The sequence below is a fragment of the Halomonas sp. 1513 genome, assembly GCA_001971685.1.
GTDB lineage: Bacteria > Pseudomonadota > Gammaproteobacteria > Pseudomonadales > Halomonadaceae > Franzmannia.
Genome location: CP019326.1, coordinates 1,782,556 through 1,801,408 on the forward strand (window position 1 = coordinate 1,782,556; position 18,853 = coordinate 1,801,408).

An 18,853-nucleotide genomic window follows, 5' to 3' on the forward strand; every position below is an offset into this window, starting at 1 on the left:
TGGAAACGCTCATAGGAAGCCCTGGTCCTGCATGCGGCCGAGCACGCTGCTCCAGCGCGACAGCCGCTGGGTAGGGTCGGCACGCGACTGGGTCGAGCCACCGGCCCACAGGCCCTCGCTGTTGAAGCTGAACACCGGGTCGAGGTCGTTGCGCTGGGTGGCGGGGGTGATCGACGGCACCAGGTTGTCGAGGATGCGCGGCACGGCGCTGGGGGTCTCGTAGTAGCCGAGCACCATGTGCGCCTGGGTGATCTGGCTGCGGCCGATGCGCGCGCGCACGTAGATCATGCGCAGCTGGGCGTTGGGTACGCCGAGTTGGCGCAGGGTGATGTACTTGGCGATGGAGTAGTCCTCGCAGTCGCCCTGGCCCTGGCCCATGGTCTCCAGCGGCGTGGCCCAGAAGTCCTCGTGGCCCCAGTTGTCGATATCGTCGACCCAGCGCACGCGACGATTGAAGAAGTCATTGACCTCGCGCAGCTGGGTGTCGATATCGGCACCCGCAAGACGCTCGAGCAGCGCGAACCACTCCTCGAGCACCGCCACGCCGCGCCCGCCGTAGCGCGACTGCATCACGCTGCGCAGCCGCGCCGGGTCGAGATTGCCGCTGGCCGGCGTGGTGACCAGCCCCAGGCCGGCGGCCAGGCACAGCGAAGCTGCGCCGGCCAGGAAGCGGCGGCGCGAGCAGTGAAACCCGCTGGTAGGTGGCTTGGCCATGGAGCGCCCTGCGTGAGGCGGAATCGTCGTAATGAGGAGGCATCACTCGTTTTTGTCAGAGTATCAGGCCTTGCCGGGCCCTTGCCAGACGCGCAGGCGGCCCACCCAGGGTAATTCGCGGGCATGCTCGCGCAGCAGGTCGGCGGCCTGGTCGAGAGTCTGCCCGGCGGGCAGCTCGCGCACGTAAATCGAGATATCGATGCCGTCGCCGAGATAGTGCAGGTCGAGGGCGACGCGGGCCTGCCACACCGGCAGCGTCGACCACACCTCGTCGAGCTTGCCCTCGACGTCCTCGCGCAGCGGCATGCCGGGCAGCAGGCTAGGGTCCACCTTGCCCTGGTCGTCTTCGGGGTCGATATGGAAGGTGACGTCGGCGAGGGAGGGGAAGGCGTCGCGCAGCCGGCGGCTGACCTCGTTGCCGATCTCATGGGCCTCGGAGACGGTGACCCGCGGCGGCACCACGATATGCACGTCGAGCAGCACGTGGCCGCCCACGGTGCGGGTGCGCAGGTCGTGGACGTTGTAGACGTCCGGTACCTGCTCGGCGACCTCGCGCATCTGGCGCTGCTGCGCCTCGGGCAGGGCGGTATCGACCAGCTCCTGGCTCGACTCCCACAGCAGGTTGGCGCCGATCTTGCCGACCATCAGCGCCACCACCACTGCGGCCACCGCGTCGAGCCAGCCGGCGCCGAACTGGGCGCCGATCAGCCCCACCAGCACCACCACGGTGGACAGCGCGTCGCTGCGCGAATGCCAGGCATTGGCCTCGAGCAGGCGTGAGTTGATGCGCTTGGCGACGCGCAGGGTGGCGCGGAAGATCCACTCCTTGGCGAGCAGTGCCACCACCGCCAGGGCGATGGCCCAGGCCCCGGGCGCGGGAATCGAGGTGCCGCCGAACAGCCGCGCCAGGCTGGCCCAGGCGATGCCGCCGGCAACGAAGATCAGGATGCTGCCCAGCCACAGCGTGGCCAGGGTCTCGATGCGGCCGTGGCCGTAGGGGTGGTTGGCGTCGGGCGCCTGGCGGCCGTAGTGGGTGGCGGCCAGCACGAAGCCGTCGGTGACCAGGTCGGAGAAGGAGTGCACGCCGTCGGCGACCAGCGCGGCCGAGCCGACGATCAGGCCCGCCACCACCTTGGCCACGCCCAGCACGGCATCGATCACGGCGCCGATCAGGGTGATGCGGTGCGCCTCGCGGGCCTGGGTGCCGCGCGCCAAGGGCGGGTGGGCATGGCCCATGGCGTCAGTGCCTCATAGCCGGCCGGCGCGGTTGAGCACGGGGTTGGCGTACTGCGCCAGCCACCAGTCACGCAGATGGGTGGGGACCTGCTCGAGGCGCTGGCGGAACTGCTCGCGATCGGCGTCAGTCACCTCGTCGAGGCACAGCAGGTCGGGGGCCTTGCCGCTGGCCTCCAGCGCCAGCTGGTGGCTGGGGAACAGCCGGTAGCCCGCCAGCACCTGGCGGTCGATCTCGTCGGCCACGGCCTCGGGGCTGTCGTGGTCGGCGTCGAGTGGCGTGCCGAAGGTCAGCTTGATGCGGCCCTTGGCGCCGATGATGCCGGCGACGATGGAGCGGATATCCTCGTACTGCACCTTCTGGTAGCGCCCCTCGGTGTGCATGGCGTAGAGCTCGTGGGCCTTCTGCACGTCGCAGGGGTCGTACTCGTAGCTGATCGACACCGGCACCACGCGCAGCTCGGCGATGGCGTCACCGGTGGAGGCGCTCTTGTCGAGGTGGCGGCGGGCCATGGTCAGCATCTTGATGATCGCCGGGTCGGTGCGGTCGATGCCGTCCTTGGCGCGGCCCTCGCGCTGGGCCAGCCACACCGAGTGCTGGTCGGAGGTCAGCGAGTGGCGGATGTAGGCGGAGAGCGCCTGGTAGGCGGCCAGCATGGCGCGCTTGCCCTTGGCCGACCGCGGCACGATGAAGCTCTTGTTGAGCCGCATCAGGTCGTTGACGTAGGGCTTCTGCAGCAGGTTGTCGCCGATCGCGATGCGCACGGTGTCGCGCCCGGCGAGGTACAGCGCATAGTTGACGAAGGCCGGGTCCAGCGAGATATCGCGATGGTTGCTGATGAACAGGTAGGCGGTGTCGTCGTCCAGCGCGTCGAGCCCCTCGACCTCGAAGGCGTCGGTGGTGGTGCGGATCATGCGCTGCATGTAGCCGGCGATGCGCATCTGGAAGTCGTAGACACTGGCCACGCCGCGCACCTCGCGGCGCACCGCGACGCCGGCGATGGCCCGCGCCAGCCGCGGCGAGAAACGCGCCAGGCGCGGCAGCTTGAACTGGGTCAGGGCGTCGAGCAGCTCGGCGTCGTTGGCGAGTCGCGCCAGCACCTCGGCGACTTCGTCGTCGTGGTAGGGGCGAATCTTGGCGAACGGGTCCGCTTGGCGAACGGCGTCGTCGGAGGTAGCAAGCAGATCAGCAGTCACGATATCGGTGCCAGGGTAGCGGAAACGGATGTCGTTGAATCATGGGTGGCTTCTCCGCCCAGCCAGCCGAGCAGTTGCTCGCTGGCGGCGGCGAGCGCCTGGGCCATCAGCACGAAATCCGTTTCCATGCGCAGGATGGCGTCGTCGCCATCGTCGCTGCCGTTGGCCTCGTCGAGCAGGGCGTCGCTGAAGCGTAGCGACTTCAGCGCCAGGTCGTCGTGGAGCACCAGCGACAGCCGCCCCTCGATCTCCAGCGCCAGGCGGGTGGCCTGGCGGCCGCCGGCCAGCAGGGTGTGGATCTCGTCGCTGTCGAGGTCGACCTGGCGGGCGCGCAGCACGCCGTCGTCGCCCTGGGCCTTGAGCTCCACCTGGTCGCCGAGCAGCAGCCCCTCGGGGCGCGATTCGGCGTCGTTGAGCCACTCAGTCATGGCACGCACCGGCAGCGTCTGGCTGGCCAGCGGCGTGACCTTGAGGCTGCCCAGGGTCTGGCGCAGCAGGTCGAGGATCTCTTCGGCGCGCTTGCGGCTCGAGGCGTTGATGCCGATCAGGCCGCCGCGGGTATCCCACCACAGGTCGACCTTCTGGCTGCGCACGAAGGCGCGCGGCAGCAGCTCTTCATAGACCTGCTCCTTGATCGCCTGCTTGTCCTTGCGGCTGACCGGCTGGCCCTCGGCGGCCTCGCGGTCGGCGACACGCTCCTCTACTTCCTCGCGCACCACGCTGGCCGGCAGCAGCCGCTCCTGGCGCAGTGCGCTGAGCAGCCGGTGGCCCTGTAGTTCGTGCACGTACTGGGTGCTGCGCCGCCCGCCCGGCGGGCGCCAGCCGAGCCGTGTGGCTTCGCTGCCGCCCAGCGGACGAAAGGCCTGCTCGGCCAGTGCATCCTCCAGCGCGTCGCCGGGAATGCTGGGCGCCTCATGCAGGCGATAGAGATGCAAGTGCTTGAACCACATGGCCAGTCCTGAACGTAAAAGGAGGCACATTATGGCGAATGCAGGGCAGGGGTGCCAGTCGGACAGCGTGGCAGGTGGCAGCATCGCTCGGAACTGATCCGTCGGCAGGTCTACGAGGGGGCGCTGTAAACCATCCCTGGGCGCTACCTGCGCCATCCATGGCGCAGAACCCCCTCTTCGACCTGCCCCCGGCGTTCCTCGCTGAGCACTCCGGTCGTCACCCGGCGTCAGTGGCCGGCGGCTGCCTTTGCCAGCGCTCGGTGATATACTCCGGCTCTGCTGTTACGCGGCTATTCCAAAAGCATCCCGTAGCGCCAACCTGTCGCAGTGCAAAGGATTTGACGACCCATGGGTGACATTGCCAGAGAGATTCTGCCAGTCAACATCGAGGACGAACTGAAGCAGTCGTACCTCGATTACGCGATGAGCGTAATCATCGGCCGAGCACTGCCCGACGTGCGCGACGGCCTCAAGCCGGTCCACCGTCGCGTGCTGTTCGCCATGAACGAGCTCAGCAACGACTGGAACAAACCCTATAAGAAATCGGCGCGTGTCGTTGGCGACGTGATCGGTAAGTATCACCCCCATGGTGACAGTGCCGTCTACGACACCATCGTACGCATGGCGCAGCATTTCTCGATGCGCCACGTGCTGGTCGACGGCCAGGGCAACTTCGGCTCCATCGACGGCGACAACGCCGCGGCCATGCGTTACACCGAGGTGCGCATGGCGCGTCTGGCCCACGAGCTGCTGGCCGACCTCGACAAGGAGACCGTCGACTGGGTCGACAACTACGACGGCACCGAGCGCATTCCCGACGTGCTGCCGACCAAGGTGCCCAACCTGCTGATCAACGGCTCCTCGGGCATCGCGGTGGGCATGGCGACCAATATCCCGCCACACAACATGAACGAGGTCATCAACGCCTGCCTGGCGCTGATCGACGACTACACCCTGACGGTCGACGACCTGATGGAGCATATTCCCGGGCCGGATTTCCCCACCGGGGCGATCATCAACGGCCGTGCCGGCATCCTCGAGGCCTATCGCACCGGCCGCGGTCGCATCTATGTGCGCGCCTGTCACACCATCGAGCATGACGACAAGAGCGGCCGCGACCATATCATCGTCACCGAACTGCCCTACCAGGTGAACAAGGCGCGGCTGATCGAGAAGATCGCCGAGCTGGTCAAGGACAAGAAGATCGACGGCATCGCCGAGCTGCGCGACGAGTCCGACAAGGACGGCCTGCGGGTGGTGATCGAGGTCAAGCGCGGTGAGTCCGGCGAGGTGGTGGTCAACAACCTGTTCGCCCAGACCCAGCTGCAGAACGTCTTCGGCATCAACATGGTCGCCATCGAGGATGGCCAGCCGAAGATCCTCAACCTCAAGGAAGTGCTCGAGGCGTTCATCCGTCACCGCCGCGAAGTGGTGACCCGGCGCACCATCTATGAGCTGCGCAAGGCCCGCGAGCGCGGCCATATCCTCGAAGGCCTGGCCGTCGCCATCTCCAACATCGACGAGGTGATCGAGCTGATCAAGGCCTCGCCGAGCGCCGCCGAGGCCAAGGAGAAGCTGCTGGCCGCAGTCTGGCAGCCGGGTCAGGTCACCGGCATGCTCGAGCGCGCTGGCGCCACCTCGAGCAAGCCGGAAGACCTCGAGGAGGGCTTCGGCCTCAATCAGGTCGGCAGCGAGTACCGCCTGTCGCCGGCCCAGGCCCAGGCGATTCTCGAACTGCGCCTGCACCGCCTGACCGGCCTCGAGACCGAGAAGCTGCTCGACGAGTACCTGAAGATCCTGGAGCAGATCGCCGAGCTCAGCGAGATCCTGGCTTCCGCCGACCGCCTGCTCGAGGTGATCCGCGAGGAGCTGATCGCGGTCCGCGACCAGTTCGGCGACCCGCGCCGCACCGAGATCCAGGCCAGCCACCTCGACCTGCGCATCGAGGACCTGATCGCCGAGGAGGACATGGTGGTCACCCTGTCGCGCTCGGGCTATGCCAAGACCCAGCCGCTGTCGGACTACCAGGCCCAGCGCCGCGGCGGGCGCGGCAAGTCGGCCACCGCCATGAAGGACGAGGACGTCATCGAGCACCTGCTGGTGGCCTCGACCCACGACACCGTGCTGCTGTTCTCCAACAAGGGCAAGGTCTACTGGCTCAAGGTCTACGAGATGCCCAACGCCAGCCGCGGCTCGCGGGGCAAGCCGCTGGTCAACCTGCTGCCGCTCGACGAAGACGAGGCGATCAACGCCATCCTGCCGGTGCGCGACTACCGCGCCGACAGCTACATCTTCTTCGCCACCGCCAAGGGCACCGTCAAGCGCACCAGCCTCGATCAATTCTCGCGGCCGCGCAGTGTGGGCCTGATCGCCATCGACCTCGAGGAGGATGACCGCCTGGTGGGTGCCGCCATCACCTCGGGCAGCGACCACGCCATGCTGCTGTCGTCCAACGGCAAGGCGATCCGCTTCGAGGAGGGCAACGTGCGCTCGATGGGCCGTACCGCCCGCGGCGTGCGCGGCATGCGCCTGCTGCAAGGCGCCGAGGTGATCAGCCTGATCATCCCGCAGAGCCAGCAGATCGACGCCGAAGCCGACGTCGAGAGCGAGGACGAGAACGGCGTCGTCATCGAGAACGGCAACGGCGGCCAGATCTACATCCTTACCGCCTCCGAGAACGGCTACGGCAAGCGCACCCGCCTCGAGGAGTTCCCGCTGCGCGGACGCGGCGGCCAGGGCGTGATCGCCATGCAGACCAGCGAGCGCAACGGCTCCCTGGTGGCGGCGATGCAGGTCTACTCCGCCGACGAGATGATGCTGATCACTGACCGCGGCACCCTGGTGCGCACCCGGGTCGATGAGGTCTCGATCACCTCGCGTAACACCCAGGGCGTGATGCTGATCCGCCTCGGCAACGACGAGAAGCTGGTCAAGACCGTGCGCATCGACGAGCCGACTGAAGAGCCGGTAGATGACGAGGCGCTCGACGCCGAGGAAGGTGACGCGGAGCAGGCGGCGGGGGACGCTGAGGCGTCAGGCGACCAAACGGATGAACCAGGCCAGCCTGACGAATAAGGCCTCACTGCCATGCTGCGATGAGCGCCGGGCCTGCAGCAATGGATGTGCGATGAGCTGTTCCGGCGACAAGCCTTGCGAGGGCGCTGTGAACCCGTCCCTGGGCGCTACTTTTGCCATCCATGGCAAAAGACCCTCGCACCGGCTTGTCCCCGGCGCTCATCTCGCCGAGCGTATGCGAATAAGCACTTAAGCGATAACGGAACACCACGCTGATGACACGTCACTATAACTTCTGCGCCGGACCCGCGGCGCTGCCCCAGGCGGTGCTCGAGCGCGCCCGCGATGAGCTGCTCGACTACCAGGGCCGCGGCCTGTCGGTGATGGAGATGAGTCACCGCAGCCCCGAGTTCACGGCCATCGCCGAGCAGGCCGAGGCCGATATTCGCGAGCTGCTGGCGATCCCCGACAACTACCGGGTGCTGTTCCTGCAGGGCGGCGCCTCGATGCAGTTCGCGATGCTGCCCTACAACCTGCTGGGCCGGGGCGGCACGCCCAACTATCTATACACCGGCATCTGGGGCAAGAAGGCGATCAGCGAGGCCCAGCACCTGGCCGGCGCCCACGTCGCGGCCTCCAGCGAAGGCAACGGCCTCACCGCCGTGCCGCGGCCCGAGGAGATCCAGCTCTCCTCCGACGCCGCCTACCTGCACTACACCGCCAACGAGACCATCGGCGGTCTCGAATTCGACTATATTCCCGACGTTGTGGCGCCGCTGGTCTGCGACATGTCGTCGTCGATTCTTTCCGGTCCGCTCGACGTGTCGAAGTTCGGCGTGCTCTACGCCGGGGCGCAGAAGAACATCGGCCCGGCCGGGCTGACGCTGGTCATCGTGCGCGACGACCTGCTCGAGCGCGCGCGGCCCGAGACGCCGACCATGTTCAACTACAAGGTCATGGCCGACAACGGCTCGATGTTCAACACCCCGGCGACCTACGCCTGGTACCTGGCCGGCCTGGTGTTCGAGTGGCTCAAGCACGATGTCGGCGGACTGGCGGCGATGAGTGCCATCAACGACCGCAAAGCGGCCAAGCTGTATGCGGCCATCGACGCCAGCGACTTCTACTCCAATCCGATTGCGCCGCGCAATCGTTCGCGCATGAACGTGCCTTTCGTGCTCGCCGACGAGGCGCTCAACGCGCCGTTCCTGGCCGAGGCCGAGGCGGCGGGGCTGCTCAATCTCAAGGGCCATCGCAGCGTGGGCGGCATGCGCGCCAGCCTCTACAACGCGGTGCCGGAAGCGGGCGTCGACGCGCTGATCGACTTCATGGCCGATTTCGTGCGTCGCAAGGGATAACACCATCATCTTCAGGGGATGACCATGAGCGATACCCCGATCGACCTAGAGGCGCTGCGTGAGCGTATCGACGCGCTGGACAGCGATATTCTGCACCTGATCAGCGAGCGTGCCGCCTGCGCCAAGCGGGTGGCTGAGATCAAGACCCAGGAGGACCCGGCGGCGGTCTTCTACCGCCCCGAGCGCGAGGCCCAGGTGCTGCGCCGCATCATGGCGCTCAACGCCGGCCCGCTGGACAGCGAGGAGATGGCGCGGCTGTTCCGCGAGATCATGTCGGCCTGCCTGGCGTTGGAGCAGCCGGTCAAGGTCGCCTATCTCGGCCCCGAGGGCACCTTTACCCAGCAGGCCGCGCTCAAGCACTTCGGCCACAGCGCGGTGAGCCTGCCGATGGCGGCCATCGACGAGGTGTTTCGCGAGGTCGAGGCCGGCGCCGTGCACTATGGCGTGGTGCCGGTAGAGAACTCCACCGAGGGCGTGGTCAACCACACCCTCGACTCCTTCATGGACTCGGCGATGCGGATCTGCGGTGAAGCGGTGCTACGCATTCACCACCACCTGCTGGTATCGAGCAATACCCGCAAGGACAAGGTGTCGCGGATCTATTCGCACCCGCAGTCCTTCGCCCAGTGCCGCAAGTGGCTGGATGCCCACTATCCCCACGCCGAGCGGGTGGCGGTGGCCTCCAACGCCGAGGCCGCCAAGCTGGTCAAGACCGAGTGGCACAGTGCGGCGATCGCCGGCGACATGGCGGCCAAGCTATACGACCTGGAACGCATCGCCGAGAAGATCGAAGACAGCCCCGACAACTCCACGCGCTTCCTGATCATCGGCAACCACGACGTGCCGATGTCCGGCGAGGACAAGACCTCGGTGGTGGTCGCCATGCGCAACCAGCCGGGGGCACTGCACGAGCTGCTCGAGCCGTTCCACCGCCACGCCATCGACCTGACGCGCCTCGAGACGCGCCCCTCGCGCAGCGGGGTGTGGAACTACGTGTTCTTCATCGACTTCAAGGGCCATCGCGATGAGCCGCGGGTCGCCGCGGTGCTCGAAGAGGTGCGGCTGCGCGCCGCCGACCTCAAGGTGCTCGGCTCCTACCCGATGGGCGTGCTCTAAGCATGCAGGAGAGAGGCATGCAGGCATCGCGCATGCTGATCGTAGGCCTCGGCCTGATCGGCGGCTCGCTGGCGGCGGCGCTCAAGGCCCAGGGCGTTGGCGGCGAGATCGCCGCCTGCGACCGCGATCCCGACGAGATCGCCCGCGGCATCGAGATGGGGCTGATCGACAGCGGCGGCACGCGGCTCGCTGAGCAGCTCGAAGGCGCCAGCCTGGTGGTGCTGGCGGTGCCGGTGCTGGCCATGGACGGCGTAATGGCGACCCTGGCCGAGGCCCTGGCCGAGCGTCCCGAGCACGCCTGGCCGGTGATCACCGATGTCGGCAGCACCAAGGCGGCGATCCGCGACAGTGCGATCCGCGCCTTCGGCCGGCTGCCGGCACAGCTGGTGCTGGGCCATCCCATCGCCGGCTCCGAGAAGAGCGGCGTGGCGGCCTCTAACCCGACGCTCTATCGTCATCACAAGGTCATCCTCACCCCGCAGCATGATACCGCGCCGCAGGCCCTGGCGCGGGTGCGCGCGATGTGGCAGGCGTGCGGCGCCGAGGTGCTGGAGATGGAGGTCGAGCGCCACGACGAGGTGCTGGCGCGCACCAGCCACCTGCCGCATCTGCTGGCCTTCTCGCTGGTCGATACCCTGGCCCGCCAGGACGACCGGCTGGAGATATTCCGCTACGCCGCCGGCGGCTTTCGCGACTTCACGCGCATCGCCGGCAGCGACCCGGTGATGTGGCGCGACATCTTCACCGCCAACCGGCGCGCGGTGCTCGACGCCCTCGACGACTTCGAGGCCGGCCTGGCCAGGCTGCGCCGCGAGGTGGAGGCCGGAGATGGCGACGCCATGCTGGCCACCATCGACCGCGCCAGCCACGCCCGGCACTATTTCGATACGCTACTCAACAAGACCCGTTACCAGGTGAGTGATCACACCATGCAACAGCAAGCGCTTCGCTATCGGGTGGCCCCCGGTGGCACCGTGACCGGCCGCATTCGCGTGCCCGGCGACAAGTCCGTCTCGCACCGCTCGATCATGCTCGGCGCCCTGGCCGAGGGCGTCACCGAGATCAAGGGTTTCCTCGAGGGCGAGGATAGCCTGGCCACGCTGCAGGCCTTCCGCGAGATGGGCGTGGCCATCGAGGGCCCGCACCAGGGGCGGGTGACCATTCACGGCGTCGGCATGCACGGCCTCGAGGCGCCCGCCGGGCCGCTCTACGTCGGCAACGCCGGTACCGCCATGCGGCTGTTTGCCGGGCTGCTGGCCGGCCAGGCCTTCGACAGCGAGCTGATCGGCGACGCCTCGCTGACCAAGCGCCCGATGGGCCGCGTGGCCGATCCGCTGCGCCTGATGGGCGCCGAGATCGAGACTCGCGAAGGCGGGCGGCCGCCGCTCAAGATCAAGGGCGGCCGTCGGCTTACTGGCATCGACTACGACATGCCGATGGCCAGCGCCCAGGTGAAATCCTGCCTGCTGCTGGCGGGCATGTACGCCGAGGGCGTCACCCAGGTGCGCGAGCCGGCGCCGACCCGCGACCACACCGAACGCATGCTCAACGGCTTCGGCTACCCGGTGCACCGCGACGGCGACACCTGCTGGCTGGAGGGCGGCGGCAGGCTCACCGCAGGGCCCATCGACGTGCCCTCGGATATCTCCTCGGCGACCTTCTTCCTGGTCGCCGCGGCGATCACTCCGGGCGCCGACCTGCTGCTCGAGCACGTCGGCATCAACCCCACCCGCATCGGCGTGATCAATATCCTCAAGGCGATGGGCGCCGACCTCGAGCTATCCAACCAGGCCGACGTCGGCGGCGAGCCGGTGGCCGATATCCGCGTGCGCTATACCCCGCTCAAGGGCATCGAGGTTCCCCAGGAGCAGGTGCCGCTGGCCATCGACGAGTTCCCGGCGCTGTTCATCGCCGCGGCCAACGCCGAGGGCACCACGCGGCTGCGCGGCGCCGAGGAGCTGCGGGTCAAGGAGTCGGACCGCCTGCAGGCGATGGCCGACGGCCTCACCGCGCTGGGCGTCGACAACACCCTGCACCCCGACGGCATCGACATCGTCGGCCGCGCGGCGGGCGAGGGCAGCAACGGGCCTAGCTACGGCGGCGGGCGCATCGACAGCCTCGGCGACCACCGCATCGCCATGGCCTTCAGCATCGCCGCGCTGCGCGCCGGCGCCGAGATCGTCATCGACGACTGCGCCAATGTGGCGACCTCGTTCCCCGGCTTCATCGACCTGGCGCGCAAGGTCGGCCTGAGCCTGGCCGAGGAGCCAGCCGAGCAGGAGGGCGCATGAGCGATACCGCCAGCCAGGCGCCGGTACTGACCATCGACGGGCCGGGCGGCGCCGGCAAGGGCACCATCAGTCGGCTGGTCGCCGAGCGCCTCGGCTGGCACCTGCTCGACTCCGGGGCGCTGTATCGGCTCACCGCCCAGGCCGCCGCCAAGCACGCGGTGGCGCTGGACGACGCCGAGGGCCTGGCGGCGCTGGCGGCGAGTCTCGACGTTGCGTTTCTGGTCGAGGACGGCGAGCCGCGGGTGCTGCTCGAAGGCGAGGACGTGACCCGTACGATTCGCACCGAGCAGGCCGGCGACCGCGCCTCCCAGGTGGCGGCGCTCAACCCGGTGCGCGAGGCGCTGCTGCAGCGTCAGCGCGACTTCGCCACGCCGCCCGGCCTGGTCGCCGACGGTCGCGACATGGGCACCGTGGTATTCCCCGCGGCAGCGCTGAAGATTTTCCTCACCGCATCCGCCGAGGAGCGGGCGCAGCGGCGCCACCTGCAGTTGCAGGAAAGCGGCGTGACTGCTAGTCTATCGAGTCTTTTAAAAGAGATTCAGGCACGCGATGCGCGCGACATGCAGCGCAGCGTGGCCCCGCTCAAGCCGGCAGACGATGCCATCACGCTTGACACCACGCGCCTGACCATACCGGAAGTGGTGGATCGGTTGACGCAGCTGCTGGCCCAGCGAGGCCTGGCCGCGACACCTGACGATCCATGACGGAGCCCCCGGCAAGACGTCATGACGTGGCACGGCAGTCTCATTTCAGAAAGCCAGGCCAGGTCGAACCAGCGCCAACGTCCCCGGGGATCATTGCAGTAGGCCCGTACTCGCTGGTGGTACGGAGAAGGCGGTTCGCCGCTATTAAAACGTTGATCACAGGAACATCATGAGCGAAAGCTTTGCTGAGTTATTTGAACAGTCTCTCCAGGATATCAACATGGAGGCGGGTGCCATCGTCATGGCCACCGTCGTCGACATCGAAGGTGACTGGGTCACCGTCAATGCCGGCCTGAAGTCCGAAGGTCAGATCCCTGTTTCCCAATTCCGCGATGACAATGGCGAACTGACCATTGCCATTGGTGATGAAGTCAAGGTGGCCCTGGAAGCCGTCGAAGATGGCTTCGGCGAGACCCGCCTGTCCCGCGAGAAGGCCAAGCGTGCCGAGGCGTGGAAAGAGCTGGAAGCCGCCTTCGAGAAAGAAGAGATTGTCAAAGGCGTGATCAACGGCAAGGTCAAGGGTGGCTTCACCGTCGACGTCGCCTCCATCCGCGCCTTCCTGCCGGGTTCGCTGGTCGACGTGCGCCCGGTGCGCGACACCACGCACCTCGAGCACAAAGAGCTGGACTTCAAGGTCATCAAGCTCGACGCCAAGCGCAACAACGTGGTGGTATCGCGCCGCGCCGTGCTCGAAGCCGAGAACAGCGCCGAGCGTGAAGCGCTGCTGGCCACCCTGCAGGAAGGCCAGCAGATCAAGGGTATCGTCAAGAACCTCACCGATTACGGCGCCTTCGTCGATCTGGGTGGCGTCGACGGCCTGCTGCACATCACCGACATGGCCTGGAAGCGCATCAAGCATCCGTCCGAGATCGTTGCCGTTGGCGACGAGATCAACGTCAAGGTGCTGAAGTTCGACCGTGAGCGCAACCGCGTCTCGCTGGGCCTCAAGCAGCTCGGCGAAGATCCCTGGGTCAACATCACCGCGCGTTACCCGGAAGGCACCAAGGTCAACGCCCGTGTCACCAACCTCACCGACTACGGCTGCTTCGCCGAGCTGGAAGAGGGCGTCGAGGGTCTGGTTCACGTCTCCGAAATGGACTGGACCAACAAGAACATCCACCCCTCCAAGGTCGTGCAAGTGGGTGACGATGTCGACGTCATGGTGCTGGATATCGACGAGGAGCGTCGTCGTATCTCCCTGGGTATCAAGCAGTGCACCACCAACCCGTGGGAAGACTTCAGCGCGCGCTACAACAAGGGCGACCGCGTTGCCGGCAGCATCAAGTCGATCACCGACTTCGGCATCTTCATCGGCCTGGAAGGCGGCATCGACGGCCTGGTGCACCTGTCCGACATCTCCTGGACCGAGACCGGCGAAGAAGCCGTGCGTCAGTTCAAGAAGGGCGACGAAGCCGAAGCGGTCATCCTCTCCATCGATCCGGAGCGTGAGCGCATCTCGCTGGGCATCAAGCAGCTCGAGACCGATCCTGTCTCCGAGTTCCTGGCTGTCAACGACAAGGGTGCCATCGTCACCGGCCGCGTGGTCGAAGTCGATGCCAAGGAAGCCCACGTCGAGCTGGCGACCGACGTCGTTGCCATCCTCAAGGCCTCCGAGATCAGCGCCGACCGCGTCGAAGACGCGCGCAACGTGCTGAGCGAAGGCGACAGTGTCGAAGCCCGCATCGTCGGGGTGGATCGCAAGAACCGTGCGATCAACCTGTCGATCAAGGCCAAGGATCAGGACGACACCCGTCAGAACCTCAAGAAGCTGCGCGAAGAGAGTCCCGAGAGCGGTGGCCCGACCACCATCGGCGACCTGATCAAGCAGCAGATGGGCCAGGACTGATCGCCTAGCGCGCCAGTCCGACGATCGTCAGATCGCAAACGCCGCCTCCTTCGGGAGGCGGCGTTTTTTATGGGCGGCGGTTACTCAGCCATCACGGCTGGCGGTAGCGGGCCCAGTAGAGCAGGGTTTCCTGAATCGCAATGGCCGGTGAGGTGCGCTGCAGCAGCAGGTCGCCCTGCTCACGCGCCTCGATGGGCGACATACCGAAGTGGGCCTGGAAGGCGCGCTGGAACTGCCGCTCATTGGCGAAGCCCCAGCGAAACGCCACCTGGCTGACCGGCTCCTGGGGCTGGTTGCGCATGTCGCGCAGCGCCGATTCGAGTCGGCGGTAGCGAATGTAGTCGCTTACCCCGGGCTTGCCGAAGGCGCGATACAGCGTGGTGCGCGAGATGCTGAAGGCGTCGAGCAGCATCGCCGGGCCCAGTCCCGGGTCGGTCAGGTGGCGGTCGATGAAGGCGTGCAGGCGCTGCTTGAGGCTCTGGGCCGAGGGCGAGAAGAAGCCCGAATTGCACTCGGCCGGGTCGATCCCCGAGGCGAGCAGGTTGCGGGTGCAGGGTTGCAGCCGCCTGACGTCGCGCTGGGTGAGCTGGGGCAGCTGTTCGCAAAGGGCTTCGAGGTGGGCGGTGATCAGCTTGGTCAACGGCTGCTCCCTGGGTAGCAGGGTGCCGTGCAGGTTGGTCTCGTTGACGTCGAGCCCCAGATCGTAGCGCGGCAGGATCAGGGTCAGGCTCTCCATCGGCGTTGCCTCGAGGTCGATCAGCTGCCGGGTATCGAGGAAGCTGATGTCGCCAGGGCGGGCGCATAGCGGGGTGTCGCCGCACTGCCCTGTCAGCTGGCCGTGGCGGTAGACCTGGATGAAGTAGTAGTTGAGCCCCTCGCTGGGGGCCAGCGATGCTTGGCGAAAGAAGCGGTGGCTGTTGCAGCGAATCGTGCCCAGCATCCAGTCGCCGAACAGATAGGAGTCGATCTCACCCTCCAGGGCGTCGCCGCGATCGGGGTCGACGTGAAAGAAGGGGGCGGCGATATCGCGCCAGGCTCGCGACCTGTGCTCCGGTGCCAGGTCGCCGGTGCGGAAGTGCACATGCGGTAACCCTTGGTCGAGATAGTGGGTCGAATCGGATCGTGGCACAGCGTTTCTCCTGCCGTATCGGTCATTCGGCCTCAGTCATTGGCCCTGCGCTAAGAAAAAATCGTCGGAGAGCGCGGACAATCTGGCGTGATGTATGGCACAGAGTGTCGCGCTGTAGGCTGGCTCAGTCGTTAGAATGACGGAAATCACTAATTTGTAAAACCGTGTTACTAACACGTGCTCCAACGCAGGGAGCCTCGTTTCGAGGAGTGGTACAACAATGAGCAGGGCATTACCCCGCCGTTATCTGCTGCCGCTGGCGGCGGCGTCGCTGCTGGTGGCGCCGTTGGCGTCGGCCACCAGCCTGATGCAGGCCTATGAGCTGGCCAGGCAGAACGACCCCCAGTTCCAGGCAGATTTCTACGGCAAGCAGGCTACCGATGAGCGTTACGACCAGGCCCGAGCGGCGCTGCTGCCCCAGGTCTCGGCCAACGCCAGCTACACCGAGACCTCGCAGAACATCGTCAGCACCGACAATGAGGTGTTCGACAGCGGCAGTACCAGTTTTCCTACCACCGTCTATGGTATCTCCCTCGAGCAGTCAGTCTACGACTATTCGCGCTGGGCCGCATTTCGCCAGGCCGACACCGAGACCCAGCAGGCGGCATCTGAGCTAGAAGTGGCGCGCCAGGACCTGGTGCTGCGCGTCGCCGAGCGCTATTTCGATGCGCTGGCACTCTACGAGAACCTGACCTTCCTGCAGGCCGAGAAGGAGGAGGTCGAGACCAATCTCAACGAGGCCCGGGCGCGCTACGAAGATGGCCTGTCCCGCGAGGTAGATCTGCTCGATGCCGAGTCGCGCCTGCTGCAGGTGGAGTCGCGGGAGCTCGAGGTCGAGAACTCGCTGCGCGATGCATTGAACGGCCTGGAGGAGATCACTGGCACCCTGCCGGATCGCCTCAAGCCGGTGAGCGACGAGCTCGCGCTGGAGCGCCCCGACCCTGACGATCAAGAGGAGTGGACGCGCCTCGGGCTTGAGCGCAACCCGCGCCTGCAGGCCGCCGAGCTGGCCATGGAGGTCGCCAATCAGGAGGTGAGGGTGCGCCGTGGGGGGCATCTGCCGACCCTGGGGTTGAGCGTCAGCTACGAGAACGACGACACCGAGGGCTCGCTGTTCGGCGGCGGTAGCCAGGTGGAAACCCAGATCGCACGACTCGACCTGAATATTCCCATCTACAGCGGCGGCATGGTCTCGTCCCAGGTGCGCGAGGGCGAGCAGCTGATCGAGGTGAGCCGCTCGCGTCACGATCAGGTGCGTCGCGAGCTCGACCGCGAGGTGCGCGCCGGCTATCAGGGCATCCTCACCGCCATGTCCCGCGAGCGCGCCCTGAGCGAATCGCTGCGCACCAACCAGCGCATCGTCGAGTCGCGCCAGGTTGGCTATGAATCCGGGGTGACGCCGCTGCTCGACCTGCTCGACGCCGAGCGCGAGCTGTTCTTCGCCCGCAGTGAGCTGGCCGGCGCCCGCTACGACTACCTGCTCGGCGTACTGCGCTTGCGGCATGCCGCGGGAGTGATCAACGCAGAAGATCTCCAGCAGATCGATGCCCTACTCGATGAGCCCGTCGATGTCTTCGCTAGCCAGCAGCCAAGCTTCTGAGTCGGCTCGGCAGCAGGCCGACCGCCAGGTGGCGCGCATGCGCGCCTTCAGCGAGCGCCTTGGTCGGGGCCACTTTGAGGAGCACTCGGCCAAATGGCGGCCGGGGCAGTGGTCCGCGGTGCGTCACCTGATGGGGGTGCCCTTGAACGGCCTGAGCGCCCGTGAGCTGCAGCCGGCGCTGCCCGAACTGCTCAGCGAACTGGGCATGCGCGATGACGATCAGGCCGGCTTCCTCGCGCCGCTGCAGCAGGCGCCGCTGCCGCACTTCCTGCATCTTGGCGTCGAGGAGCAGCGCTGCAAGGTGTACTGGGAGGCGCCGCTGCCGACGTCGCCGCCGGCCGGGCGGTTCGCCCTCTACCGCGCCTGGAAGTGGCAGCCGGGCGAGGAGGCAAGCGTCTCGGAGTACCTGCTGGCCAGCTCGGCCAAGCAGGTGCGGGGCTGGATCGACGCCCAGTGCCAGGCCCTGCCGGACGACGTCGAGGATCTGCTCGAACACCTCGAGATCCAGTTTGCCTTGAGGCAGCTGCCCTGGCCGCCGGTCTGCGTGCGCATCGAAGAGCGCCAGCACGGCAGCGCCACGCCGCGGCACTCGATCAACCTGCACCTGCACGGCGCGCGCCTGGCGCTAGGGCGGATCGCCGGGCCGCTGTTCGCTCTGGCCCGCTCCTGGCAGGTGGCGCCGCGCGCTGAGGTCCAGCGCTGGCTGGCGCAGCACGGCAACCAGATGCTCAGCAACCTTTCATTGGGGGTGGATCATCTCGATCGGCCCTTCTTCACCTGCTACTACGGCGGCCGCGCCGCCCAACATGCTAACCAGGAGCACTAGTCACGATGGCAACGCAACTCCTCATCTACCGCAACGTACAGCCCATCACCCGCGACAAGCACAGCGAGCTGTCGCTTAAGGTCAGTCAGGACTTCGGCTTCGCCGCCGAGGTCAATTCGGTGCCGCTGATGGCGGCGGAGTTTCCGGCCGCCGCCAGCGACCTGCCGATCGTTTTCACCGACGCCGACGACGGCGTGCTGCCGGTGGCCGTGCTCGGCCTGGCCCAGGACAGCAACCTGATGGTCGACAGCGACGGCCAGTGGCGCGGCGAATACGTCCCCGCCTTCCTGCGTCGCTATCCCTTCGTGTTTGCCTCCAGCGAGGAGGGCAAGACCTTCACCCTGTGTATCGATGACAGCTATCCGGGCATCAACGCCGAGGGCAAGGGCGAGCGCTTCTTCGACAGCGAAGGCCAGCGCACCCAGTACCTGGAGCGAGTGCTGAGCTTCCTGCAGGACTACCAGGCCCACTTCCAGCGCACCCGCGCCTTCGGCAAGCGGCTGATGGAGCTCGACCTGCTCGAGGACGTGCAGGCCCAGGTGCGCCAGGGCGAGGGCGGCTCGCGCACCTTGACCGGCTTCAAGGCGGTCAATCGCAGCAAGCTCAAGGGCATCGATGACAACGCCCTGAAGGCGATGCTGGCCAGCGATGAGCTGGAGCTGCTGTATATCCACCTGCAGTCGATGCGCAACTTCAACCGCTTGAGCCGGCTGGCGCGCGGCGGCGAGCGGGTCGAGGCCCAGGCCAAGGGCGACCCGGCCGAGCAGCGCGTCGAGAGCACCAGCGAGGACGATGCGCCGGTGCACTGACGCACCCACCATACCCCGCGCCACCGAGTCACGCTTCCGTCGGCCGATGTGCTCTCCCCCGGAGC

At 66.9% G+C, this 18,853-nt stretch carries 14 protein-coding genes; 9 read left to right on the plus strand and 5 right to left on the minus strand.

Annotated features, from left to right (window positions below; genetic code table 11):
• Positions 1-9: 9 nt before the first annotated feature.
• The 4 genes from BWR19_08060 to BWR19_08075 form a co-directional block, all read right to left on the minus strand.
• A complete protein-coding gene (locus BWR19_08060; GenBank protein ID APX94949.1) occupies positions 10-666 on the minus strand; it encodes a transglutaminase in 657 nt (218 codons plus the stop codon).
• 111 nt (positions 667-777) lie between these two features.
• Positions 778-1,950 (minus strand): cation-efflux pump, encoded by a 1,173-nt coding sequence (locus BWR19_08065; protein ID APX92888.1) that lies wholly within the window; start codon positions 1,948-1,950, stop codon positions 778-780.
• A 12-nt stretch (positions 1,951-1,962) separates the two neighbouring features.
• On the minus strand, positions 1,963-3,132 hold the full coding sequence (locus BWR19_08070) for a glycerol acyltransferase (GenBank protein APX94950.1): 1,170 nt from the start codon (positions 3,130-3,132) through the stop codon (positions 1,963-1,965).
• Positions 3,133-3,140: 8 nt separating this feature from the next.
• Positions 3,141-4,094, minus strand: a complete 954-nt coding sequence (locus tag BWR19_08075) for a recombination-associated protein RdgC (protein APX92889.1) — start codon at positions 4,092-4,094, stop codon at positions 3,141-3,143.
• A 348-nt stretch (positions 4,095-4,442) separates the two neighbouring features.
• On the opposite strand from BWR19_08075, the gene BWR19_08080 reads away from it, so the two are divergent.
• The 6 genes from BWR19_08080 to BWR19_08105 all read left to right on the plus strand — a co-directional run bounded on the left by BWR19_08080 (position 4,443) and on the right by BWR19_08105 (position 14,424).
• Positions 4,443-7,169 (plus strand): DNA gyrase subunit A, encoded by a 2,727-nt coding sequence (locus BWR19_08080; GenBank protein APX92890.1) that lies wholly within the window; start codon positions 4,443-4,445, stop codon positions 7,167-7,169.
• Positions 7,170-7,384: 215 nt separating this feature from the next.
• Positions 7,385-8,467, plus strand: coding sequence for a phosphoserine transaminase (locus BWR19_08085; protein APX92891.1), 1,083 nt, complete (start codon positions 7,385-7,387; stop codon positions 8,465-8,467).
• 24 nt (positions 8,468-8,491) lie between these two features.
• Positions 8,492-9,583 (plus strand): chorismate mutase, encoded by a 1,092-nt coding sequence (locus tag BWR19_08090; GenBank protein ID APX94951.1) that lies wholly within the window; start codon positions 8,492-8,494, stop codon positions 9,581-9,583.
• 2 nt (positions 9,584-9,585) lie between these two features.
• Positions 9,586-11,874, plus strand: coding sequence for a bifunctional prephenate dehydrogenase/3-phosphoshikimate 1-carboxyvinyltransferase (locus BWR19_08095; protein ID APX92892.1), 2,289 nt, complete (start codon positions 9,586-9,588; stop codon positions 11,872-11,874).
• On the plus strand, positions 11,871-12,578 hold the full coding sequence (locus BWR19_08100) for a cytidylate kinase (GenBank protein APX92893.1): 708 nt from the start codon (positions 11,871-11,873) through the stop codon (positions 12,576-12,578). Before BWR19_08095 ends, BWR19_08100 begins: the two co-directional genes overlap by 4 nt.
• 169 nt (positions 12,579-12,747) lie before the next feature.
• Positions 12,748-14,424: a 30S ribosomal protein S1 gene (locus BWR19_08105; protein APX92894.1), complete on the plus strand. Its 1,677-nt coding sequence runs from the start codon at positions 12,748-12,750 to the stop codon at positions 14,422-14,424.
• 91 nt (positions 14,425-14,515) lie between these two features.
• Here BWR19_08105 and BWR19_08110 read toward each other — a convergent pair whose 3' ends face one another.
• Positions 14,516-15,505 carry a hypothetical protein gene (locus BWR19_08110; protein ID APX92895.1) on the minus strand — a complete coding sequence of 330 codons (990 nt, stop codon included), beginning with the start codon at positions 15,503-15,505 and terminating at the stop codon, positions 14,516-14,518.
• A 268-nt stretch (positions 15,506-15,773) separates the two neighbouring features.
• Here BWR19_08110 and BWR19_08115 point away from each other — a divergent pair, with 268 nt between their 5' ends.
• Genes BWR19_08115 through BWR19_08125 form a run of 3 tightly spaced genes read left to right on the plus strand, consistent with a single transcriptional unit; the run spans position 15,774 to position 18,788 of the window.
• On the plus strand, positions 15,774-17,153 hold the full coding sequence (locus BWR19_08115) for a channel protein TolC (GenBank protein APX92896.1): 1,380 nt from the start codon (positions 15,774-15,776) through the stop codon (positions 17,151-17,153).
• A 37-nt stretch (positions 17,154-17,190) separates the two neighbouring features.
• Positions 17,191-17,979 (plus strand): hypothetical protein, encoded by a 789-nt coding sequence (locus BWR19_08120; GenBank protein ID APX92897.1) that lies wholly within the window; start codon positions 17,191-17,193, stop codon positions 17,977-17,979.
• Positions 17,980-17,984: 5 nt separating this feature from the next.
• Entirely contained in the window at positions 17,985-18,788 is an 804-nt protein-coding gene (locus BWR19_08125; protein ID APX92898.1) for a multidrug transporter, read from the plus strand.
• Positions 18,789-18,853 lie beyond the last annotated feature (65 nt).